Consider the following 23,094-nt stretch of genomic DNA (forward strand, 5'->3'; position numbering starts at 1 on the left):
AGCGGGTGGCCAGCGAAAAAACTCGTATATGAACTGACCTTACCTATGAGATGGCGTAACCTTATAGGGTCTATTAACGTTTACCCGCGGATAACGCGGCAAGAGGAAATCGCAGTGAAATCGTTGTTAATGGGGTGCATCATGCTGGCGTTCAGCATTCCCCTGGCGGGGCTGGCGGCTACTTCAGATGACGGCCGCGCACCGACAGGACCGGTGATTCTTAAAGTAGTGGGCGAGATTACCAACGCCAATGTCGCTGATGAGGCGCATTTTGATCGCCAGATGCTGCAGCAATTGCCGCAGCATGATTTCGACACGACCACGCCATGGACCGATAGCCGGAATCATTATGAAGGCCCCTTGATGCGAGACTTGCTGGCTCACTTGGGCGTAGAGGACGGCAGCATCAATGTATTGGCGCTCAACGGCTACGAAGCCGAAATTCCGGTGAGTGATTTTTATGACTACGATGTGATTCTCGCGCTCAAACGAGACGGTGAAGCGATTCCTATCCGAGAGTATGGTCCGCTTTGGGTACTCTATCCGTTTGATCAAGATGACGCCTTGCTGAGCGAAAAAATGCGCTTTCGCGCTGTCTGGCAGGTGATGCAAATTAATGTCCGTTAGCGCTCCTTTGACGCATTACCCCCGTTTGCTGCGCTATCCTCGGCGCTTCAAGCTGGTCGCCATGACGGCCGTGGTGCTATTTGCCGCGGCGTTGGTCGTGGCGACAATCGCCGCATGGCGCCAGGATAATCTTACCCAGTCCCTGCGGGAAGACACCTCCTGGGTGATTTACAAGCTGGATCGTGATGCGGTCCAACTGCTCAATCAGCTACTCAACGTGACTCGCGGGCCAATAGCGCCTGACGCCCAAGATGAGTTGGATCTAAGTTTTGAACTGCTTTATAGCCGAGTTACTTTGCTCAATGAAGGGGAGGTCAGCACGCTACTGGACCGTATTGAGCCAGCACGACAATTGCTAGAGGACATTCAGCAGCAGTTAGATGTCCTCGACCCGATGTTTGAGCCCCATGAAGACCTTGATCAGATGCCGATCACCGCGCTGGAAACCGAACTGCAAGCCTTAACACGCCTCACCGAACGGCTGGTTATCACGATCAATGGCTACTTGGCTGAATCCGCCACTGAGGAGCGCGCGCAGCTCAGTCTGCTATATAAGCTGTTGATGAGCCTTATAGTGGCGATGAGTTTGGCCGCGCTGCTAGTCGTCGTTTTCCTGGTACGGGAAATGCGCGAGAGCGCGGCTGCGCGGCGAGATCAAGAACAGCTTAGCCGTCAACTGGAAGTCACCGCCAAGCAGGCCCAGGCGGCTAATCTTGCGAAGTCCGACTTTCTCGCGATGGTCAGTCATGAGATCCGAACGCCTCTGAATGGCGTCATTGGCATGAGCGAATTGCTGCGCGAGCCTGCTAATCGAGTTCAAGTAGAAGATTACGCCAACACGATTTACGAAAGCGCCAACCAGCTATTAGCAATGATCAATGAGATTCTGGATTTTTCCAAAATTGAAGCAGGTCATTTAAGCCTGGAAACGGCCCCAACGGCGGTTAAACCACTGGTAGATAGCGTTGTTGCTTTGTTTAAGCCCCGGGCCGAGGCTAAAGGCCTGGCACTCACTCTGCAGGTGGATGAATTGGTACCCGCTTGGGTGATGGTCGATGCTGGTCGGCTAAGGCAGATTTTGCTTAATTTAATTGCCAATGCCATCAAGTTTACAGATGACGGTAGCGTTTCTGTGCGTGTTTCCAGCACGGTTGAGCGGTTACAGTTTGACGTGTCAGACACCGGCTGCGGCGTAAGCGACGCGCAACAGCAGCATTTGTTTGAGCCTTTCCAGCAGGCGGATGCATCGGTTGCCCGGCGTTTCGGCGGGACCGGCCTGGGGCTGGCCATTTCCAAACGGCTAAGTGAGGCGATGCATGGGCAGCTAAGCGTTGACAGCCAACTTGGCGAGGGCAGCACCTTCAGCTGTCAACTACCGCTAATAGAGGCAGAGCCTTACCATCGTTCACCGCTGCCCTCACTGCCCGCCCAGCAGCATTTCCCTAGGACCTCGTTACTACTGGTGGAAGACAATGCCATCAACCGTAAAGTCGCCATTGAATTGTTGTCGCGTTTAGGCTGTGACATCGTCTGCGCAGAAAATGGCCACGATGCGCTGGCGATGACCGCGGCTCAGCGCTTCCACCTGATTTTTATGGATATTCAACTGCCTGACATAGATGGGCTGGAGGTTACCCGAAAACTACGCGCTCAAGGCGGCTGGCTGGCCGAGGTGCCCATTGTCGCGATGACTGCAGGCGGTGTAGAAGATGACCGTCAGCGCTGCTTGCAGGCGGGGATGAATGATTATATTACCAAGCCGTTATCCACTGCCGCGTTGAGCAATGTTCTAGCGCTTCAACTAGGTGATGCCGAAACCGAGATGGTTTCTTGGCCCACTGGGCCTACAAACGGCGAAAATCTGCTGAATGACGACACGTTAAGCAGTCTTTACCAAACCCTCGGTGAGGATCACTTGCGTCAGCTCATAGCCCTGTATCACCGACAAGTTGAAGATTATCTTGCCCAATTGGCGACGTACCTCGGGCTTGAGGCGGAAATGACGGCTGAACAGACCCAACAAATCGTCCGTTTAGCCCACCAACTGCGTGGAGAAGCGCTGAGTATTGGCGCGCAGCAGGTGGCGCAGCATGCCAAGCAGTTAGAGGTCTTGGCAAGGCAGGAAACGCCTTGTATCAGCGAACTGAGCAACGCCTTTAGCGCGCTGCGCCAAACCTCCGCGCGCACCTACCCGGTGTTAGAGCGATGGCAACGTGATCACTTACCCCGCTAATCACGGCACCGTTGTGGTGGCCAGCCGGTCGGCAAACGCCAAGCAGGCAGTGCAAGCGCTGGCTGAGGGCCTCAGCCATGACCACCTTGGCGGTATTATTTTTTTCTGTAGCGCCGAGTATGATTTAGAGGGCCTAGCGGCCGCGCTGGTTAGCGCTTTCCCGACGGTACCTGTCAGTGGTTGTACCACAGCAGGCGAGATTACTCCCCAGGGGTATGATCGCGGCAGTATTGTGGCGATTGGCTTTGATCGGCGGGTATTCGCTCTGGAAACGGCGCTTGTCGATGACCTGGACCGGTTCGCGCTGAGCGATGCTCAGCCGTTAGTCGATGGTTTGATTGAGCGCTGCCGTCGTCAGGCGCTGGCCCCGGTTAACGAGCATAGCTTTGCACTGACGTTACTGGATGGGCTTTCAAGCCGCGAAGAGCAGGTACTGGCAACGCTGGACGCTGCCCTGGGGCGCATACCCAGCTTCGGCGGTTCCGCCGGGGACGACAATCACTTGGCTCACACCCACGTCTATGCCCGAGGGCGTTTTCATAGCCGTGCCGCCGTGGTGGTGATGATCAACACGTGCCTGCCGTTTGAAGTGTTTTCAACTCACCACCTCATGCCGCTTAGCCATAAACTGGTGGTCACCGAAGCGGATCGCGAGCGTCGCCGTGTGGTGGAATTAAACGGACTGCCTGCGGCCAGGGTTTACGCCGACTTGGTGGGGGTTGAGCCTTACACCTTAGGTCCTAGCGTATTTGCACGCCATCCGCTTGCGGTTCAACTGGGTGGGCAGCATTACGTGCGCTCCATTCAACGCGCCAATGCCGATGGTAGCCTAAGCTTTTACTGTGCGGTGGAAAACGGCATCGTGCTGACTGCCATGCAGCCTGCGCCCTTGCTGGACGATCTCAACAACATGCTGCAAGGCGTCACAGCGCGGTTGGGACAACCCTCGCTAATGATTGGCTGTGACTGTTTCTTACGCCGCATGGAGCTTGAGGCCGTCCAACATGTCGAGCAGGCGTCGACACTGCTGCGCCAGTCGCGGGTGGTGGGTTTTAACACCTACGGTGAGCAGCACCACGGCATGCATGTGAATCAAACGTTTACAGGGGTGGCCCTTGGCACTCTTCCAACTCTCGGCAAGTGACGACGCATCGCTTAGCAGCGCTGCCTTACGCGAAGAAAATCGCCGCCTACGCAAAGTGTGTCAGGCGCTGATGAGCCGTGTTGAATCAGGTAGCGGTGCGGATGGCGCACCTTATGCCGCTTTCGAGCGCTCTGTATTGCTAGCCGAACAGGTTAGGGAGCGCACTGATGCGCTGCACCGTGCCTTGGACGAGTTGGGTCAGGCCAACATCCATTTGCAGGCGGCGAAAGCCGAAGCCGAAGCAGCCAACCTGTCGAAAACCAAATTTCTCGCCGCCGTCAGCCACGATCTGCTTCAGCCACTCAACGCGGCTCGGTTGTTTGTCAGTGCCTTGGAAACGCATCCCTTACCCGAAGCCTCGCAAACACTGGTTGGCCATGTGGGACGCTCGCTAAAAGATGTCGAAGGGCTTTTAGGCACGTTGGTGGATATTTCGCGTCTGGATGCTGGAGTGCTGCATGCCGATAAAGCACCGTTCGCGGTGAGCACCTTATTGGACGCACTGGCGGAAGAATACCGCCAGGTTGCTGCTGTGCGCGGCTTGAGTCTGCATTACGTGCCGTCGCGTGTGGTGGTGGAATCTGATTTGGCGCTGCTGGCGCGGGTGATCCGTAATTTTTTGAGTAACGCGGTGCGTTATACCGAGCACGGCCACGTGCTACTGGGCTGTCGTCGTCGTGCCGAGGGCGTCGAAATTATGGTGGGTGATACCGGCCCAGGGATTGCCGAGCAGCAGCGTGAGGCGATTTTTCTAGAGTTTCAGCGCGCTCATGATACTCAGCGTCAGCATAGTCGCGGGTTAGGGCTTGGTCTGGCGATCGTTGATCGTATTAGTGCCATGCTCGAACAGCCTGTCATGCTGGCCTCAAAGCCTGGGCGCGGAGCGTTATTTTCTATCACCGTGCCCTATGCCTCTTCCCATGCTGCCGTAGCCCAGGGGAGTGTACCGGCGGCGACCGCCGTTCAGCCATATGATAACCCTGCGTCCCCACTTGCTGAATGCGTGGTGTGGGTGATTGATGACGACGCAGCGATTATCGACGGGATGCAAGCGCTTCTGGGTAGCTGGGGGTGTCGGGTGCGGGCTGCGGCGACAGCAAGTGCCCTAGAGGCGGCCAGTGATGGCGAGACGCCTGACGTGTTATTGGTTGACTATCATTTGGGTGAGCACCGCGAAACAGGGCTGGCACTGGCGGCGCGACTGCGCCGTCGCTATCCAGGGCTCGCGGCGGTGGTCATTACCGCCAATCATGATGCAACCCTCAGCCGTGCCGCCCGTGAAGCGGGCATGCACTGTTTATTGAAGCCATTAAAGCCGATGCGCTTGCGTATGCTGCTGGTCAGCCTTTTAACCCCGCATAGCGATAGAGATTAACGCACCGTTCGGCTGGCCATATAAAGCGGCAGGTTAGCTTCGCCCGCCACCACAATGGCATGTACGCGGCTGGTGGCCCCCAGCTTGCGCAAGATCGCCGAGACATGGGTTTTAACCGTGGTTTCGGCAATGCCTAGTTCGCGGGCAATTTGCTTATTCGACATGCCTTGGGTCATGCAATGCAATACCGACAGTTGTTTGTCGGTTAACTGAGCGAGCTGTTCTCCCGCTAAGCGCTCGGCGGCTTCAGGTGTATGGGCCTGAGGCGAAGGGGAGGTCGTCGGTGGACGACGCATGACCTCGGCGGGAAGGTATAGTTGCCCTTCAAGCATCTGGGTGAGCGCGTTGAGCAGTGCTTCTCTAGGCGTTGATTTGGGAATATAGCCTACGGCACCCAAGCTAATGGCATCCAACACTAACTGGCGCTCCTGATGCGCTGAAATAATGGCCACCGGCAGCCAGGGGTAGGTCTCGCGCACGCGGGTTAAACCGTCGAGGCCTTCCGCATCTGGCAGGCTCAAGTCCAGCAGCAATAAATCCAGGCCGTCGTGCTCGGTGATCAGGGGAATCGCGGCGGCGAGACTATCGGCTTCCAACAGCTGGCTGTTCGGCAAGCCGCTGCTGACCACGACCTGCAGCGCGTCGCGAAATAGCGGATGATCGTCTGCCACCAATAACGAATACATGGCGTCTCCTACCAAGGGATGAGGGCGCATCCTGCCAACGGGGTATATCGCGTTGCGCCCATCTGACCAACACTGCATGAGCACCTTTTAATAATCATAATACGCAGGAGCTCAATAATGATATACGCCAATCCTGGTGACACTGGTTCACTGGTGTCATTTGAAAAACGCTACGGCAATTACATCGGCGGCGAATTTGTTGCCCCGGTGAAGGGCCAATACTTCGATAACGTTAGCCCGGTGAACGGTCAGGTGTTTTGCGAAATCCCCCGCTCAAGCGCGGAAGATATCGACAAAGCGCTGGACGCGGCTCACGCTGCCGCCCCTGCCTGGGGCAAAACATCGGCGCAAGAGCGCAGCAATATTTTGCTGAAAATCGCCGACCGCATTGAACAAAACCTGGAAATGCTTGCCGTTGCCGAAACCTGGGACAACGGCAAAGCCGTGCGTGAAACGCTGAACGCCGATCTGCCGCTGGCGGTTGACCACTTCCGCTACTTTGCCGGCTGCATACGCTCGCAGGAAGGCACGGCGGCGGATATCGATGCCAACACGGTTTCTTATCACTTCCACGAGCCGCTGGGCGTAGTGGGCCAGATTATCCCCTGGAACTTCCCGATTCTAATGGCGGTTTGGAAGCTGGCGCCTGCACTGGCGGCGGGTAACTGCGTGGTGCTCAAGCCCGCCGAACAGACGCCGGCTTCGATTTTGAAAGTGGCTGAACTGGTCGGTGATTTGCTACCGCCAGGCGTGTTGAACATCGTCAACGGCTTTGGTGCCGAGGCGGGCCAGGCGCTGGCCAGCAGCAAACGCATCGCCAAAATCGCCTTCACAGGCTCAACCCCGGTGGGGTCGCATATTTTGAAATGTGCGGCGGAAAACATTATTCCTTCCACCGTGGAGCTTGGCGGAAAGTCGCCCAACATCTACTTCGCCGACATCATGAACGCCGAACCGACGTTTATTGATAAAGCGGTAGAGGGCTTGGTACTGGCGTTCTTTAACCAGGGCGAGGTGTGTACCTGCCCGTCTCGCGCGCTGATTCAAGAGAGCATGTACGACGAGTTCATGGCCAAGGTCATCGAGCGCACCAAAACCATCAAGCGCGGTAATCCGCTGGATACCGATGTGCAAGTAGGCGCGCAGGCTTCCCAGGAGCAGTTCGACAAGATCATGTCATACATGGATATTGCCCGCGACGAAGGTGCTGAATTCCTCACCGGTGGCAATAAAGAGACCATGGACGACAGCATCAATAGCGGGTACTACATTCAGCCCACGCTGCTGAAGGGTAATAACCAGATGCGCGTTTTCCAGGAGGAGATCTTTGGCCCGGTCGTGGCGGTGACTACCTTCAAAGACGAAGAGGAAGCGCTGGCAATCGCCAACGACACCGAGTTTGGCCTGGGCGCGGGCGTGTGGAGTCGCGATATCAACGTCGCCTTCCGTATGGGGCGCGGCATTCAAGCCGGGCGCGTATGGACCAACTGCTACCATCAGTACCCCGCCCACGCGGCCTTCGGTGGCTACAAGAAATCCGGCGTTGGCCGCGAAACCCATAAAGTCGCCCTTGAGCACTATCAGCAAACTAAAAACCTGCTGGTCAGCTACGACATCAACCCGCTGGGCTTCTTCTAAGCCGTCAGCTTTTTTCTACTATAGCAAGCCACACCGTCCGGCATTAGCCGGGCGGTCGTGTCAGTTCCCTGGACGCTGACTCTATCAATATGAGTCGTTGTTAAACGGCTATATCGGAAACTATTAGGAGTTGTATCATGGATAGCACAATGCGCGCGGCGGTCGTTCGTAAGTTTGGCCAGCCGCTGGTCATTGAAGAAGTTGACGTACCTCGCCCTAAGCAGGGCGAAGTGTTGATGCAAGTGGCGGCCTCTGGCGTTTGCCATACCGATTTACACGCTGCTCACGGCGATTGGCCGGTAAAACCCTCACCGCCGTTTATTCCAGGGCACGAAGGCGTTGGGCATATAGTGGCGGTGGGGGAAGGTGTCTCCCACGTCAAAGAGGGCGATCGTATCGGCGTACCCTGGCTCTATTCGGCCTGCGGCTACTGCGAGCACTGCTTGGGCGGTTGGGAGACACTTTGCGAGTCCCAGCAAAATACCGGTTACAGCGTTAACGGCGGGTTTGCCGACTACACCTTGGCGGATGCGGGCTATGTAGGGCGATTACCCGATGCCGTCGATTTTATCGAAATAGCTCCGGTACTGTGTGCGGGAGTGACGGTTTATAAAGGCTTGAAGATGACCGATACCCGCCCCGGCCAGTGGGTGGTGATTTCGGGCATTGGTGGCCTGGGCCATATGGCGGTGCAGTACGCCAAAGCCATGGGGTTGAATGTTGCTGCGGTGGATATCGATGACGGCAAGCTAGCCCTGGCCGAGCGGTTGGGCGCCACGGTAACCGTCAACGCCATGAAAACTGACCCAGCGGCCTACCTGAAGAAAACCATCGGTGGTGCTCACGGTGCCTTGGTGACAGCGGTGTCGCCGAAGGCGTTTGATCAAGCGCAAAACATGCTGCGCCGTGGCGGTACACTGGTGCTTAATGGCCTGCCACCCGGTGATTTCCCGCTGCCGATTTTCAGCACGGTGCTTAACGGTATTACCATTCGCGGCTCTATCGTCGGCACGCGCAGCGACCTGCAGGAAGCCCTGGATTTCGCCGCCGAAGGTAAGGTTAAGGCCACGGTGGCAACCGACACGCTGGATAATATCAACGACGTTTTCCAGCGCATGATCGACGGCAAAATAGAAGGCCGTATTGTGCTCGATATGGCGAGTTGATCGCTGTTTAGTGGGTGCGACACAAGGGGAAGGACACTTCCCCTTTTTATTTGCAAGCTTGCCATTTCCTATCTGCTACTCAGCACTCACAGTAGCTCTATCACCCAGCCAGCGACGTGTCATGCGCTCGGCGTGGGCTAGATTGCTGACGACCGCTAACTTACCTGCTTCGCGCTTAATGCCCGCGCGTTTAATTTTTAGCGCCATACGCGGCGGCAGCCCAGCAAAAATAACGCCTACGTCTTGCTCTCCTAGTTCCCGGCGCAGGCTGTCCAGCGCCACCATGGCGGTGGTATCCAGGCTTGGCACATCGCGCATATCCAAAATGACAACCCGAACGCCGTGATCAATTACCCGCAGCGTGGCAATGGCCTTTTCGGCCGCGCCAAAAAACAGCGGTCCGCTGATTTTGTAGAGCGCTACTTCCGGAGGGAAGTGCTGGTCAGAATCGGGCGGATCTAAACGCTGGGTATGGGTCAGCTGTGCCATACGGCGGATAAATAGTGCTGCCGCTAGGCCAATACCCACGGCCACCGCGATGACCATGTCGAAAACCACCGTCAGCGCAAAGCAGATTACCAGCACTGATACATCGCTGGCGGGGGCACTTTTTAGCGTATGCAAAAAGTGGCGCGCCTCGCTCATGTTCCAGGCAATAATAAATAGCAGGGCGGCGAGTGCAGCCATGGGTACATATCCCAACACCCCCGCCAGGGCGACTACAGCGAGTAATACCACCACTGAGTGCACCAAGGCGGCGATAGGTGAGAAAGCCCCGCTTTTGATATTAGTTGCCGTGCGGGCAAGTGCCGCCGTGGCGGTAATGCCGCCAAAAAAGGGCACGACTAAATTGCCCAGCCCCTGGCCAATTAGCTCAGCGTTAGGGTCATGGCGTGTGCGGGTTAGTCCATCCGCCACCACGGCACACAGCAGCGATTCAATCGCTGCCAGTAGTGCAATCGCCAGTGCCGGGCCAAGCAGTGCCTGAATCAGAGCAAAGTTGATCTCAAGTGGAGCACCATCTGCGCCTGGAAAATGCCAAGGTGCGTTAAAACTAGGCGCAAAGGGTGGAATGCCGCTGCCGGTTTGACCTTCGAACTCCCAGCTAAACCGCGAGGCGATAGTATCGACCTCAACGCCACCCATCAGCAGCAGCGCTGCGGCCAGGGTACCCAGCGCCAAGCCAACCAGTGGGGCAGGGATTGGCGTGTTCAGGCGGGGCCAGATCAGCAGCGTTGCTAAGGTAACAAGCCCGACGCTGACCTCTGCTAGCGACAGGCTGGGCAGCGCTTGACCAATCAGCATTAGGTTGTGCAGGGTGCTATCGCCTAGCTCCACGCCAGCTAAGCCAAGAAAGTCAGGCAGTTGCAGCAGCGCAATGACCACGCCGATGCCCGCAGTAAAGCCCAGGATAACCGGGTAGGGAACGTACTGAATCAGGCTGCCCAGCCGCGACAGCCCCAGCGCCACCAAAATGGCGCCTGCCATTAGTGTGGCAATCAGCAGTCCACCCAGACCGTGGTTGGCCACAATGGGAAATAGAATGACCACAAAGGCGGCCGTGGGACCGGAGATGTTAAACCGCGAACCACCGGTTAAGGCAATCACTGCCCCCGCGACGATGGCGGTGTAAAGCCCATGCTGGGGCGGCACGCCCGTGGCAATTGCCAGTGCCATCGATAGGGGGACCGCTACCACGCCAATCGTCAGCCCCGCCATTACATCGCGCTTTAATGTGGCCAGCGTATACCCTTCACGCCAGGCGCTGACGAGCGCGCTGCCGGGCATGGGAAAGACGTATTCCTTGGTGTGATGGCGGCGGGACATGGGTGCAGTCTCTTGGGCGTTACGGAAATCAGACCTTTACGCTACTCTTACCGTTTAGTTCGCACAACAGGATGTTGTTTACAGAACTTATGCCCTATCAGGAAGGCTGAGTAGTTTCCTCCGGCGGTTCGCCAGTAAAGTCGGTGCTGTGAAAAAAGAGTTAGGTAGGCTCTCTCCGGAAGATACCGAACTCGCCAGCCATTTCGGCCAGCTTGTTATGCATCGCTACCAGCAGTTCCGATTTGGCCGATCCAGCCCGGTGAATCACGCCAATCTGGCGAAAAACCTGAGGATCGCCGAATGGCAGTGTCAGCATGTCACGCCCGTTCTCACGCACGGCGATATCTGGCACGATCCCCGCACCAAGCCCAGCTGCTACGCACTCTACAATGGCCGGTATAGTATCAATTTCGGCTATTTCCTCTATTTCGACCCCCAAGCGGGCTAATTCGTTGTTGATCAGAGCGGCTAACGGCACGTCGCTTCCGAACCGGACGAAGGGAAGTTCCTCCAGCAGTTGTTTGACAGGCATTTCCGGGGTGCCGGGCGGTGCAATAACCACCAGTGGTTCTCGGATGAACGGCGACCAGAGCATGTTGCGCGATACACTGGAATGTTCCGCTACTACCGCGAGATCCAGCCTGTCGGCATTAACGTCGCTAATCAGCGACGAAGACATGCCAACGCGCAGATTTACATTGAGTTCTGGATATTCTTTACGTAGTGCGACGATGGCACGCGGCAGTAAGCCGATGGTACTGGTTCGTACTGAGCCGATGTTGAGCGTGCTGGTCATACGGCGTTCAGAAAGCACACCTCGTGTTTCATCCACCAAGCTCAGTACTTTCTTTGCGGTTTCTAGCATCTGCAACCCCCGCAGGTTCAAGCTTGGTGGGCGTGAAGCTCGATTGAAAAGAGGGGTGTCCAACTCCTGTTCTAGTGCATGAATCTGTTGACTGACGGCTGAGGGAGTTAGATTTACTGCCTGGGCTGCCCGCGCAAAGGTGCCGTGTTCAGAAATCGCGATGAAAGTACGTAGTTGGCGTGTATCCATGTATCCGCCCCTTTGTGAAGTAAATCTTAATATTATGGAAAGTTTTATTCGCTTTAATAAATAAAATCTTCCTGTATTTTGATGATAGCACTTAAGGCAATCTGTTTTGGGGACATCTTATGGCCCGCTGGTTGATTGCTTCTACTAACAAAGGAGGATTCAGGCTTGGCGACGCAAAAGTCGATTCTGGTGACAGGCCCTTACTTAGCCCATAAGGCTCGGCAAATGGCCGAGTCTGCAGGTTACACCGTCATACACACTCCAGCTTATCCTTCTGAGGGGACGCTGGAAGAGTATATCGAACGTCACGATCCTGTAGGCGTCGTTTCCCGGATGGGGCAGTTTACTGCCAAGGCAGCGGCAGCGGGGAAATCATTGAGGGTGATCTCCAAGCACGGTGCGGGGGTTGACAATATTGATGTCAGCGCTGCAACGGCCCAGGGCGTACAGGTGTTGCGTGCTGCCGGGGCGAATGCCGTCTCGGTTGCCGAGCATACCGCTGCGCTGATTTTTGCCACCGTCAAGCAGATCGTTCCGCTTGATAAGGGCATGCGTGCCGGTCGCTGGGAGAAGCCTGATTTCGAGGGGCGGGAACTGGCGGGTATGCGGCTGGGGCTGATCGGGGCTGGTGCCATAGCCCAAGCCACCGCTCGGGTCGTTGATGGACTGGGATTCGAGTTAACGGTTTTCGATCCCTTTGCCTCGTCCGATTGCATTGCCGCCATGGGAGGCCGGCGGGCGGAGCATCTGGAAGATCTGCTGCGAGAGTCGGATATTGTCAGCCTGCATTGCCCTTTGACCGAACAGACTCATCATTTATTGAACGCCGAAACTTTGCGTCTCATACCCCGTGGCGGCTATGTCATTAACACGGCGCGTGGTGGCCTGATCGATGAGGAGGTGTTGCTTGAAGCGCTGGAGAATGGCCATCTCGCGGGGGCGGGCCTGGATACCTTTGCAGAAGAGCCACCCAGTAAAGTCAGTCCGCTGATGTGCTCCGAGCGCGTGGTGCTGAGCCCGCACATTGGCGGTGTTACCGAGGAAGCCGGTGCCCGCGTCGGTATGCTCGCCGTTGGCGGAATCATCGAACTGCTCGCAGGCCGCTCGCTGCCACCAGACCGTTTGGTCAATGACGTTTCCGGATTGCGCAACCTGTCGACCACTGCAGAGCAGTGACGGCCGCAAACGCTGCCGCAGTGTGGCCGCGCATACTCGCTGCAACCCATAACAAGACTTTAGGAGAGCCAGATGACCACCGGTAACAGAATCTTCAAACGTGTGCGTCGAGTCAATGCGCCGACCGTCCTCGACTATTCGGCACTGCCGGTCGCCAATGTCAGCGACTGCATGTCGCGCATCTTCGCCGGAGGGCCAGCGTTGCGGCCGATGCATCGCGAAGGTGTGCTAGCCGGGCCGGCGCTGACCGTGCGTACGCGGCCTGGCGATAACCTGATGCTGCACAAGGCAATCGATATGGCAGAGCCGGGTGACGTGATCGTCTGCGATGCCGGTGGGGATATGACCAATGCGCTGATGGGTGAACTGATGCTGGCCCAGGCCATCAAGCGGGGCGTGGCCGGTTTTGTGCTGAATGGTGCATTACGTGATCTTGACGCCTTCCGCGAGCTCAATCTGCCGACTTATGCAGTGGGTGTGACGCATCGCGGTCCCTACAAGAACGGACCGGGGGAGATCAATACCCCGATCAACCTCGGCGGCATGGTGATCGAACCCGGCGACCTAATCCTTGGAGACTCCGATGGCGTGTTGTCAGTTCCCTTCGTCGACCTCGAGGCGGTATTGGCGGCGGCCAAGGCCAAAGGCGCGGCGGAGGAGAAACAAATGGCCGCAATTGAGGCGGGTACCATTGACCGCACCTGGGTGAATCGGGCGCTGGAAGCCTCGGGTTGTGCATTTGTTGGAGACTGAATACCTTGCGCCTGCCTCGGGCTGCCTCTCCGTTGGCCCATGCTCCACTCCGTGCTTACCTCGCCGGCAATTTTGCGTCGGTAGTGGGCACGTGGGGGCAGCGCGTGGTATTGCTCTGGCTCGCGTGGGACATCACGCAGTCGACTTTCATGCTGGGACTGATGGCAATGGCCGACCTTTTGCCCTCGGTGATCGTGGCGCCCTTTGCTGGTTCTCTGGTGGATCGAAAGGACCGCCTGCGCTTGGCCAGGCAGTTGCAGGTCATGTCATTGGCACCGCCCTGCATGATGTTAGTAGCGACCCTGACCGGACTGCTCAATCCGGCGATGCTGCTGGCTGTGGCGACTCTCACCGGGGTAGTGAATGGCTTTGATCATCCCGTGCGTATGGTGGTTGTAGGCGGTATTGTGCCTCAGCCCGACGTTCCGGGTGCTGTGGCAATGAACTCGGTTGTCTTCAATCTGGCACGGATGCTGGGGCCCGCAGTGGGTGGCGTCACGATCGCACTGCATGCTATGTGGGCAATCTTTATTTTTAATGCAGTCAGCTACTTGATCTTTGCGTTGATCCTTTCGCGGTTGTCCAGGCGTAGGGCGGACTCAAGAAGCCTCTCTCCTGAGGAAACTGGCGTTGCCTCTGCAAGGCCGGAGACGGCCAGGACAAGAGCCCCATCAAGGGGCGAGGGCGAGGAAGACGGCTGGTCGACGGTATGGCGAGGTCTGACCAGACGGCACAAAGTTCTCCTGGTGCTTTTCGCGTTTCTGGCGCTGTGCTTTCGGCCTATCTTCGAGTTGTTGCCTACCTTTGCTGAGAGTTTGGCCCTGAGCGACGCCATGGCGGCACGAGCCTTCTCGCTGATGACCTCGGCGCAGGGAGCGGGGGCCATGATCGGGGCAGTGGTGGCCTCGGTGCTGCTCTCTCGTGGCCGTCACTTGACGCTCGCACTTGGCTTCGCGGTGGCCGGAGTGCTGGGTTGCGGGGGCTTTCTGCTCAGTAACTTTCTGTGGGTGGCCTTGGTGGCGCTGACATTTCTATCGGGGGTGATCCTTGCGAATGGAATCTGCACCCAGGTTGTCTTGCAGACGGAGGTGCCCGATCAAATTCGGGGTAAGGTGCTGTCGCTCTATACGATGATCTTCCGTGGCTTGCCTGCCCTCGGCGCGATGTCGATCGGCATGATTGCCGATACGGTATCCGAGCGTAAGGTCTTCGCAATTGCCTGCCTGCTTGTATTGGCGATCGTGCTAGTGCTGAGTCCGGTCTTGCGTCATGAGGCGAGTAAGTAATCAGCAGATAGCAATGTGGCGCCGACTCCATGATCTACCAACCCGCGTATTCGTTCGGCACCGTGCGAGTAGGTGACTTCCGTGGCAGTGGCATTATCCTTTGGTCGTATCTCAGGGACGCTGACTTATGAGCGTATATAAGAGCGGGTTGCCGCAACCCCAGAACTGACGGGCTTCGAGACGATCTGTGGCATCGATAATAATAGATTTAAAAATTTTAAATCTTCCGTGAAGAAGTATTCGCTTTAATTTAGCAGGGCTGTATTTTTTACTGGGTGCTTGAGGCTATAGCTTCCTCGAAATCACTTTCAACGTTAATGGGAGTAATAAAAATATGACAATCAAGATTCCGAGTATCGCCGCCGCTCTCCTAGTAGCTGCTGCAACCTCGACACAGGCATTTGCCGAATACCCCGAGGATAGAATCGAGGTGATCGTCGGTTTTGCGGCCGGTGGTGGTACCGATGTAATGGCCCGTACTATTGGGCCGTTCCTGGAAGAGTATCTGGGTAATGATGCTTCTGTTGTGGTCAAGAATAAGCCGGGGGCCAGTGGTCAGATTGGTATTACCGCTGTGGCCGAGGCCGATCCGGATGGCTATACGATCGGCACCTACAACCTGCCTGGTGTGATGGCTCGCACGCAGGATCGCGATGCTGATTACGACACGGAAAGCTTCACGTACTTGGCCAATATCGTGAACGATCCTAATGTGATCGTGACTCCCAAGGATAGCGACATCGATACCATGGATAAGCTCGTCGAAGCCGCACAGGAAAAGCCTGGCGCGGTCACTGTGGGCATGTCTAGCCTCGGTGGTGATGATCACTTCTTCCTGATCCGACTCACCGAGGAGACCGATGCCGAATATACCATCGTACCCTTTGAAGGCTCAGCTCCGGCACGAAGTGCCTTGATGGGCGGGCATGTCACCATGGGTATTATTAATCTTTCCGAGGTGGTCAATTTCCGTGATGAACTGAACGTAGTTGGCATTGCTACTAAAGAGCGTAATGAGCTGGCGGAAGATGTTCCGACCTTTTCCGAGCAGGGATATGACCTCTTTCATGGTGCTTTAAGGGGGTTTGTGGCCCCTGATGGTCTTCCTGCCGATGTCGAGGAAAAGCTGCTCTCCGCTTTTGAAAAGACCTTCGAAGACCCCGAGTTCAAGGAGGCTATGGAGAAGTCAGGCAATCCAGTGGAACTGACCCTGGGAGAGGATTTCCGTGAACTCAATGCCGAGCAGTTCGAGCTGGCAAAACGCGTCTGGGAAGACTCTCCCTGGAAGTGATGAGACTTTACATAAAACGCAATCAACCCGCGAGTTTAGGTCTATTACCCATCTCTTAGCGGAGATGTCGGCCGATAAGTTGTTCCAAGCGTGGTCTGTGGCGCCTTTGGTGGCGCTGCAGCCTAAGTCTCATGCCAGCAAGAATAGAGGAGACGTCATGAGCAGACCAGATAATGCCAACAGTGAAGACGTGAGAGATACTGATTATCGTGACGCTGACTCAAAAGATCAGGGTTCGTTATCGGGAGCAAATTTGAATGAATATTCAGGCGAAAAGAGCGTGCGCGGCCTACATCATGACTTGATTGTCGGGCTTGTTGTCATTGTAGGGGCATCCTACTTGCTGACTTTTGCCTTGGATATGCCGCCGATGAGCTCTGTGTTGCCGATCGCCATGCTGGGAGCGCTGATTGTGCTTTCGTTACTCATGGTGCTTCGTACGCTCATTAATATCAGGAATGGGCGCTCTATGGCGCATCGCTATCAAGTCTTTGTGAATAAGCGGCGATTTTTCGGCATTACTTTTGCCATCCTTGCTTATTCTCTAGGCGTGTCGCTAATAGGCTTTTATACGACCACGGCAATGATGATTCCGGCGGTTGCTTGGTGCTTTGGCTATCGACATATCAAGCGATTGCTATTGGCCGACCTGATTTTTACAGGCGGATTGGCAATCATCTTTGTGCTTCTCATGGGGCAAGACTTGCCCCCCGAATTCTTTATCCGCTAAGGGGGCTATATGTACGGAAGTCTTATCGATGCGCTCCCGGCGGTATTGTCCTTTGGGAATATAGCCGCTGTCGTAATCGGCGTGATTGCTGGCATCTGCGTTGGTGCCCTTCCGGGACTCAGTGCCACCATGGCGATCTCTGTCCTGATTCCCTTCACTTTTGGAATGGATCCGCTGGTGGCACTCGGAATGATGGCCGGGATCTATAACGGTGCCATGTATGGCGGCTCGATCCCTGCTGTGCTGCTTCGTATACCGGGTACACCTGCCGCCGTGGCGACGACTTTCGATGGTTATCCCATGGCGCAGAAGGGCGAGGGGGGGTATGCACTTCAAGTTGCGGTGGTGTCTTCAGCAATTGGAGGTATCGCTTCGGCACTGGTTTTGATGCTGTTGGCTCCCCCCTTGGCAAAGGTCACCTTGCTGTTCGGCCCTGCGGAAGTCTTCTGGGTGGCAGTCTTTGGCATGTCGGCGATAGTTTTCCTACTCGGAGGAGATGTTCTTAAGGGCCTGATAAGCGCTTGTTTCGGTATCTTTGTTTCCTTGATTGGTTCTGATTCCATAACGGGATATGACCGATATACCTTCGGTCATCTGGAATTGCTAGATGGTATCAATATCGTTGTGTTGTTAGTGGGGCTTTATGCCTTACCTCCGGCAATTGGTTTGTTGGAAGAGATTAAGGATATCGATGCTTCCAATGCCGGCCGTCTCAATACGATCAGCATATGGAAAGCGATTCCTGGCATGCTCAAATACTGGAAAACCTGGGTGAGGTCTTCGGTGATCGGTGTCTTCATCGGTATCCTGCCGGGTGCGGGAGGCTCGATGGCGGCCTTTCTGAGCTACAACGAGGCGCGTCGTGCCTCCCATAATCCCGATGAGTGGGGCTCGGGAGAGCCCGAAGGTGTCGCGGCATCAGAGACGTCCAATAATGCGGATACCGCCTCGGCCCTCATCCCTGCTCTGACGCTCGGGATACCGGGGACGGCCGTTGCGGCGGTAATGCTTGGTGGACTACTGATTCATGGCATGCAGCCTGGACCGATGCTATTCCGTGAAAACCCGGAAATCGTATTTGGTTTTATGTGGCAGTTCCTGTTCGCTGCCATCCTGTTGATTTTCCTTGGTGGTGCACTTGCCACGAACAGTTTCGCACAGGTGTTGCGTCTGCCTCGGCCACTGCTCGGCGCCATCATCATCGCCTTGGTCGTGGTAGGGGTCTATTCGATTAATGGGCGAATGTTCGATGTCTACCTTATGCTGGGCTTTGGTTTAATCGGATATTTCATGGAGAAGCTAAAGTTCCCGCTGCCACCGGTAGTACTGGGCTTAATTCTGGGAGGCTTCGCCGAACAGAATCTCCGACTGGCCCTTCGCATCGGAGGAGGCGATCTCTCGGTGCTGGCGATGAGTCCTACCTCCAAGGTTATCATCGCGATGACGCTGTTCGTCGTCCTGGTCCCGCTGATCATGCGGCTTATCCGGGGCAAGCAACAGATGAAGGTTGTTTGAATAAGTCCACTGATCTTTCCACTCAGGACGAGTCACTTCCATCCGGCTGAGGATAAAGTGGCGGCTAGACTGGTAGAAATAGCACGACGGGGGCGCTTCTTGGCTCCCCCGTCGTTGCATCCTGAGTATCTAGCTCAGCCCAAGTTAGCTGCTTCCGGCGGTTCGCCGATGGTGCCGGGCATTGCCTGCTGATGACCGGCCAGCGTCAAGAAGTGCAGATGGCGTTCGTACTCGCTTACCAAGTCACCAATTACCTGACCTCGGGTATAGCCGTTAAGGTCCTTGTCCTGCCCACCTTCAGCAAGATAGACATCCAATCGCACGTAGAAATCGTCATCTGCCGGAATAAAGCTAGGCGTACGCATGCGGTGGGGACATACCTGATAGACAAAGCTGGTGGCGGCGCCAAAGTCGACTTGCAGCGTCAGGTTGGGCAGTGATTCACCCTCAATGTTCTCTTCGGTGACGTTAGCGGTTTGTCCGCGGCTTTCAAGCTCCTGGGCAAACTGCGTCATTGCCGGGCGAATGGAGTGTTCAATTGTCGCGGCGGCACCCGCACGGTTAGACGTATCCAGGGCGCGATCCAAGCGCTCCTTCCAGTCGCCACCTGGGGCGCCACCGGCAATCATACGCCGCGCATCGGCTTTGCTGCCTTCAAGTTTGAGGGCTTTGACCATGCCGACCATGATGGCGAAAATCACCAGCGAGAAGGGCAGGGCGGTAATCACCACGGCACTTTGCAGGGCTTCCAAGCCGCCCGCCATCAGCAGGGCAATGGTGATAAGGCCGATAATCGCCGACCAGAAAATACGCAGTTTGACCGGCGCATCGTGGTTAACGTCACTGAGAATAGACGTAAAGTTGGCCAGTACCAGCGCGCCGGAGTCCGCTGACGTGATAAAGAACACAATCCCCAGCACCGTGACAACAGCAGCGCTGATGCCCACGTACGGGTAGTGCTCAAGTAGCGTGTAAAGGGTGGTTTGTGGTGTGTTAAGTGCCTGTTCACCAAGTTCGGCAACGCCCTGGTTGGCGACTAATTCAATGCCGCTGTTACCGAACACCGACATCCACACCATCATAAAGGCCAGGGGAATAAACAGCGCCCCGGCAACAAATTCACGAATCGTGCGGCCGCGCGAGATACGCGCTAGGAAAAGGCCAACGAAGGGTGTCCAGGCGATCCACCAGCCCCAGAAGAAGATTGTCCACCACATTTTCCACTCTTGGGCGTCGTCACCGGCAAAGGCGTAGGTGTCGAAGCTGGCCGCCACAAAGCCCGAGAAGTAGTCGCCTGCGTTGTTGACCACTTTATCGAGTAGCACCAAGGTGTCGCCGGAAAACAGTACAAACAGCATCAGGCCAAGGGCCAGCAGCATGTTGAACTCGGACAGGCGGCGGATACCTTTTTCCACCCCGGTGACCACCGAAATGGTGGCGAGGATTACTACCAGCACAATCAGCAACACCTGCACGGTCAGGTTTTCCGGCACGTCGAACATATAGTTCAGGCCGTAGTTGAGCTGCATCACGCCGATGCCCAAGCTGGTCGCAATGCCAAATACCGTTGATATCACGGCGGTAATATCCACTGCGTTGCCAATCGGGCCGTGGATCCGTTTACCCAGCAGCGGATAAAGGGCACTACGAATGGCCAGTGGTAAGCGGTGACGGTAGCTAAAGTAAGCCAGCGCCATACCCATCAACACGTACAGCCCCCAACCGGAGAGCCCCCAGTGCAGATAGGTTTGAACGACGGCGTTACGCATCGCGGCTTGGCTTTCGGGTTCCAGGTCGGGCGGTGCCAGGTAGTGGGCCACCGGTTCGGCGACGCTGAAGAATAAAAGGTCAATCCCGATACCCGCGGCAAACAGCATGGCCGACCAGGAGAGCAGCGAAAACTCTGGTCGTGAGTGGTCAGGCCCCAGCCGAATACTGCCGTAGCGCGACATGCCAATCAGCGCGACAAATACCAAATACGCGACGATCGCCAGCATGTAGTACCAGCCAAAAGTGGTGCTCACCCAGGCAAGGCCAGCATCAAAAAAGGCGCCTGCCTGCTCGGTGAAGAGCATGGTAAGTACCAGAAAGATCACGATACCCGCCACACTGCCGTGGAATACCACGGGGTTAAGGCGGTCCCGGGAGGGAAGGGTTGGGTTGTCTTTCGCCATGTAGGCGGACTCCTATTGTTAGACAAAATGAAGCGAGCGATTCAGGCAATTTTTTATTTTGAATGAACGTTCAAATAAAATACGCGCTTTAACACCCGTCTTCAAGTCTGTGTGTCAGCCCTATGTCGACTCTATGCTAGATATACGCACGATATTGAGGGTGTAAATCGAGTTATTTACCCAGTTTAGAAACAAAAAATGCCCGGCAGAGCCGGGCATTAGCAGTGTGGTAAACGCTAAATAAACATGTTTATTCGGCGTCTTGTTCCTCCCCATGATGATGCTTACCGTGACCTTCACGGTATTCTTTACGGGCTTCGTGCATGGCGTTGCGTAGCGCTTCCTGCTCTTCTTCGGTGAGAATTTCGGCCATCCGGTCTTGGTGGGCTTCGCGGACGTCTTTCATTTCATCACGAAAGGTTGCGTGAGCCTCGTCCAGCGCTTGCTGCTTATCGTCACTAAGTTCCGCGCGCTGGTAGATGTCCTGACGGTGTTCTTGCATGCGTTCTCGTTCTGGCCCATGTTTCTCGCCGCCGTGTTGGTTCGCCTGAGCGGTCATGGCTAAGGGCAGCATGGCAGTGGCGAACAGTGCCGATGCAACAAATTGACGAAGTGACAACGTCATAGCGTATCTCCTGGTGAGTTGACGATGTCAGTATTGCCCGAGCGGGTGCAAACCCTTTGCAGGGAGTGTGCAACAATCATGATCTTAGTAAGCTTGCTGGGGGGCGGGGGCTCATCAGAGGAGAAAGCCCATGAGGCGAATGGCTATGCGGAATAAATCGCTGTTGAAGTACTTGCAGTGCTTCGGTGGGGTTAGTGTCTTGACGTTGCTGCTGAGCGGTTGTGGGGTTACTCATCTTGCCAGCCAGGGTGAGGCCGCCAACGAGGTTGACGCTGCTGCCCAGCAGGCGACGCCTTATACGCGTCTCCCGCCCATGCCGTATACCCCCGATGCGTGGCCCGAGACCCTCAACGCCGAGGTCTATCTGCCCGATACGCCAACCCAGGCGCGTCGCCCGGCAGCGTTGATTGTTCACGGTGGCGGCTGGCGTAATCGCAGCCCCGAGGATATGCAGGGCATTGCCGAGGAATTGGCGGCGCAGGGCTATGTGGCGGTGAATATCGAGCACCGCTTTGTGCCGACCTATCGCTTTCCTGCCCAGTTACACGATCTACAGCAGGCGATGGCCTGGATTCATGCCAACGCTGATGCCTGGGCAGTCGATACTCAGCGCATCGTGGGCGTGGGCTTTTCGTCGGGGGCTCACTTGGTCAGCCTGCTGGCGTTGGCCGGGGTGGAAGGACCGCTGGCAAGCCCCCATGGCGGTGAACACGCTCGCTTGGCCGCAGTGTTGGTCGGTGGTCTACCCAGCGATTTGCTCAAATTTGATGACGGGCGCTTGGTGGTCGATTTTATCGGTGGTACCCGCGCTGAGAAAAATGAGGCTTACCGACTCGCTTCCCCCGAGCGTCAGGTAACGTCCAATGCGCCACCGTTTTTTATCTTTCATGGCACCTGGGACAGGTTAGTACCCGTCGACCATGGCGAGGACTTTTATCAAACGCTGATCGACAACGGTATTGAGAGCGAGCTTTATCTGCTGCACGGACGCGGTCACTTCGCGAGCTTTCTACTACGCGGCGGCGCGATAGAGGCGGGGATTGCGTTTCTCAACCAGCAGGTCGCGCCCTGACCTGAATCGCCGTGGGGCCTAGCCTTCGGGCTGGTACTTATAGCCGACCCCATAAACTGAGCGAATAATTTCCTGCTCGGGGAGTGCTTCGTGGATTTTTTTGCGCAGCTTTTTGATGTGGCTGTCCACGGTGCGCTCCGAGACGATGCGGTTGTCGCGATACATGTGGTCCATCAGCTGCTCGCGGCTGAAAATTCGCCCAGGGGCCTGCATCATCACCCGCAGCAGCTGGAATTCGACGGCGGTCAGTCCCAGATCCTGTCCTTGGGCGAGGGCTTGCCAGCCGTCTTCGTCTAGCGTTACCAGCGCGTTGCTCACCGCTTGTGGGGCGTTCTCCGCCGCGGCTTGGCTACGTCGCAGTACTGCCTTGACGCGGGCGACAACCTCGCGGGGGCTAAAAGGTTTGCAGATGTAGTCATCGGCCCCTAACTCAAGCCCTAGCAGGCGATCCACTTCTTCAACCTTGGCAGTCACCATAATAACGGCGATATGCGGCCATTGCTGTCGAATCTCGCGGCATAGCGTCAAGCCGTCTTTGCCGGGCAGCATAAGGTCTAACAGAATTAGGCTTGGGGTCTGCTTGGTAAGCCACGGGAGGACATGGTCACCGTGGTCGAGTGTTGTGACTTCGAAGCCGTGGGTGGTCAGGTAATCCGCCATTAGGCGGGCAATTTTGGGTTCATCTTCCACGACCAGTAAAGAGGTGTTATCCATTATGGCAA

The 23,094-nt window shown here is 56.2% G+C and carries 19 protein-coding genes and 1 pseudogene; 13 read left to right on the top strand and 7 right to left on the bottom strand.

From position 1 onward, the window contains the following. The first annotated feature begins 114 nt into the window (after positions 1–114). Genes CPH17_RS16985 through CPH17_RS17000 form a run of 4 tightly spaced genes read left to right on the top strand, consistent with a single transcriptional unit; the run spans position 115 to position 5,379 of the window. Entirely contained in the window at positions 115–627 is a 513-nt protein-coding gene (locus CPH17_RS16985) for a molybdopterin-dependent oxidoreductase (protein ID WP_331710469.1), read from the top strand. After that, positions 617–2,860, top strand: coding sequence for an ATP-binding protein (locus CPH17_RS16990; RefSeq protein ID WP_096300467.1), 2,244 nt, complete (start codon positions 617–619; stop codon positions 2,858–2,860). The genes CPH17_RS16985 and CPH17_RS16990 overlap by 11 nt, the downstream gene beginning before the upstream one ends. Continuing rightward, positions 2,841–4,004, top strand: coding sequence for a nitric oxide-sensing protein NosP (nosP, locus tag CPH17_RS16995; RefSeq protein ID WP_197703497.1), 1,164 nt, complete (start codon positions 2,841–2,843; stop codon positions 4,002–4,004). The genes CPH17_RS16990 and nosP overlap by 20 nt, the downstream gene beginning before the upstream one ends. Further along, on the top strand, positions 3,976–5,379 hold the full coding sequence (locus CPH17_RS17000) for an ATP-binding response regulator (protein ID WP_096300469.1): 1,404 nt from the start codon (positions 3,976–3,978) through the stop codon (positions 5,377–5,379). Before nosP ends, CPH17_RS17000 begins: the two co-directional genes overlap by 29 nt. Here the strand turns inward: CPH17_RS17000 and CPH17_RS17005 are convergent. Further along, positions 5,376–6,065 (bottom strand): LuxR C-terminal-related transcriptional regulator, encoded by a 690-nt coding sequence (locus CPH17_RS17005; protein WP_096300471.1) that lies wholly within the window; start codon positions 6,063–6,065, stop codon positions 5,376–5,378. The genes CPH17_RS17000 and CPH17_RS17005 overlap by 4 nt on opposite strands. Before the next feature lie 117 nt (positions 6,066–6,182). Between CPH17_RS17005 and exaC the strand changes: the two genes are divergently transcribed. Continuing rightward, positions 6,183–7,703: an acetaldehyde dehydrogenase ExaC gene (exaC, locus tag CPH17_RS17010; RefSeq protein ID WP_074395402.1), complete on the top strand. Its 1,521-nt coding sequence runs from the start codon at positions 6,183–6,185 to the stop codon at positions 7,701–7,703. 137 nt (positions 7,704–7,840) lie between these two features. After that, positions 7,841–8,869, top strand: coding sequence for an alcohol dehydrogenase AdhP (adhP, locus tag CPH17_RS17015; protein WP_172822083.1), 1,029 nt, complete (start codon positions 7,841–7,843; stop codon positions 8,867–8,869). 75 nt (positions 8,870–8,944) lie between these two features. Here the strand turns inward: adhP and dauA are convergent, their stop codons facing one another. From dauA to CPH17_RS20310, 3 genes and pseudogenes are all read right to left on the bottom strand, one after another. After that, positions 8,945–10,696 carry a C4-dicarboxylic acid transporter DauA gene (dauA, locus tag CPH17_RS17020; RefSeq protein WP_074395403.1) on the bottom strand — a complete coding sequence of 584 codons (1,752 nt, stop codon included), beginning with the start codon at positions 10,694–10,696 and terminating at the stop codon, positions 8,945–8,947. A 160-nt stretch (positions 10,697–10,856) separates the two neighbouring features. Next, positions 10,857–11,561, bottom strand: coding sequence for a LysR substrate-binding domain-containing protein (locus CPH17_RS17025; protein ID WP_231898119.1), 705 nt, complete (start codon positions 11,559–11,561; stop codon positions 10,857–10,859). A 72-nt stretch (positions 11,562–11,633) separates the two neighbouring features. After that, positions 11,634–11,750, bottom strand: a pseudogene (locus tag CPH17_RS20310) (LysR family transcriptional regulator); the annotation flags it as partial. Between the two features lie 165 nt (positions 11,751–11,915). Between CPH17_RS20310 and CPH17_RS17030 the strand changes: the two are divergent. The 6 genes from CPH17_RS17030 to CPH17_RS17055 all read left to right on the top strand — a co-directional run bounded on the left by CPH17_RS17030 (position 11,916) and on the right by CPH17_RS17055 (position 18,501). Beyond that, positions 11,916–12,926 (top strand): hydroxyacid dehydrogenase, encoded by a 1,011-nt coding sequence (locus CPH17_RS17030; RefSeq protein WP_231898045.1) that lies wholly within the window; start codon positions 11,916–11,918, stop codon positions 12,924–12,926. Between the two features lie 72 nt (positions 12,927–12,998). After that, entirely contained in the window at positions 12,999–13,679 is a 681-nt protein-coding gene (locus CPH17_RS17035) for an RraA family protein (RefSeq protein ID WP_074395405.1), read from the top strand. Positions 13,680–13,684: 5 nt separating this feature from the next. Next, complete coding sequence (locus CPH17_RS17040; RefSeq protein ID WP_074395406.1) at positions 13,685–14,965, top strand: MFS transporter; 1,281 nt, start codon at positions 13,685–13,687, stop codon at positions 14,963–14,965. A gap of 334 nt (positions 14,966–15,299) precedes the next feature. Next, positions 15,300–16,256: a Bug family tripartite tricarboxylate transporter substrate binding protein gene (locus CPH17_RS17045; protein WP_074395407.1), complete on the top strand. Its 957-nt coding sequence runs from the start codon at positions 15,300–15,302 to the stop codon at positions 16,254–16,256. A 157-nt stretch (positions 16,257–16,413) separates the two neighbouring features. Next, positions 16,414–16,986, top strand: a complete 573-nt coding sequence (locus tag CPH17_RS17050; RefSeq protein ID WP_074395408.1) for a tripartite tricarboxylate transporter TctB family protein — start codon at positions 16,414–16,416, stop codon at positions 16,984–16,986. A 9-nt stretch (positions 16,987–16,995) separates the two neighbouring features. Further along, complete coding sequence (locus CPH17_RS17055) at positions 16,996–18,501, top strand: tripartite tricarboxylate transporter permease (protein ID WP_074395409.1); 1,506 nt, start codon at positions 16,996–16,998, stop codon at positions 18,499–18,501. A 134-nt stretch (positions 18,502–18,635) separates the two neighbouring features. Here CPH17_RS17055 and betT read toward each other — a convergent pair whose 3' ends face one another. Both betT and CPH17_RS17065 read right to left on the bottom strand, forming a co-directional pair. After that, positions 18,636–20,675 carry a choline BCCT transporter BetT gene (gene betT / locus CPH17_RS17060; RefSeq protein ID WP_074395410.1) on the bottom strand — a complete coding sequence of 680 codons (2,040 nt, stop codon included), beginning with the start codon at positions 20,673–20,675 and terminating at the stop codon, positions 18,636–18,638. 250 nt (positions 20,676–20,925) lie between these two features. Continuing rightward, entirely contained in the window at positions 20,926–21,300 is a 375-nt protein-coding gene (locus CPH17_RS17065) for a hypothetical protein (protein WP_074395411.1), read from the bottom strand. A gap of 139 nt (positions 21,301–21,439) precedes the next feature. On the opposite strand from CPH17_RS17065, the gene CPH17_RS17070 reads away from it, so the two are divergent. Further along, positions 21,440–22,372, top strand: coding sequence for an alpha/beta hydrolase (locus CPH17_RS17070; RefSeq protein WP_074395412.1), 933 nt, complete (start codon positions 21,440–21,442; stop codon positions 22,370–22,372). An 18-nt stretch (positions 22,373–22,390) separates the two neighbouring features. Here the strand turns inward: CPH17_RS17070 and CPH17_RS17075 are convergent, their stop codons facing one another. Continuing rightward, on the bottom strand, positions 22,391–23,086 hold the full coding sequence (locus CPH17_RS17075) for a response regulator (RefSeq protein ID WP_096300476.1): 696 nt from the start codon (positions 23,084–23,086) through the stop codon (positions 22,391–22,393). Positions 23,087–23,094 lie beyond the last annotated feature (8 nt).

The organism is Halomonas sp. hl-4, from assembly GCF_900215475.1.
GTDB lineage: Bacteria > Pseudomonadota > Gammaproteobacteria > Pseudomonadales > Halomonadaceae > Vreelandella.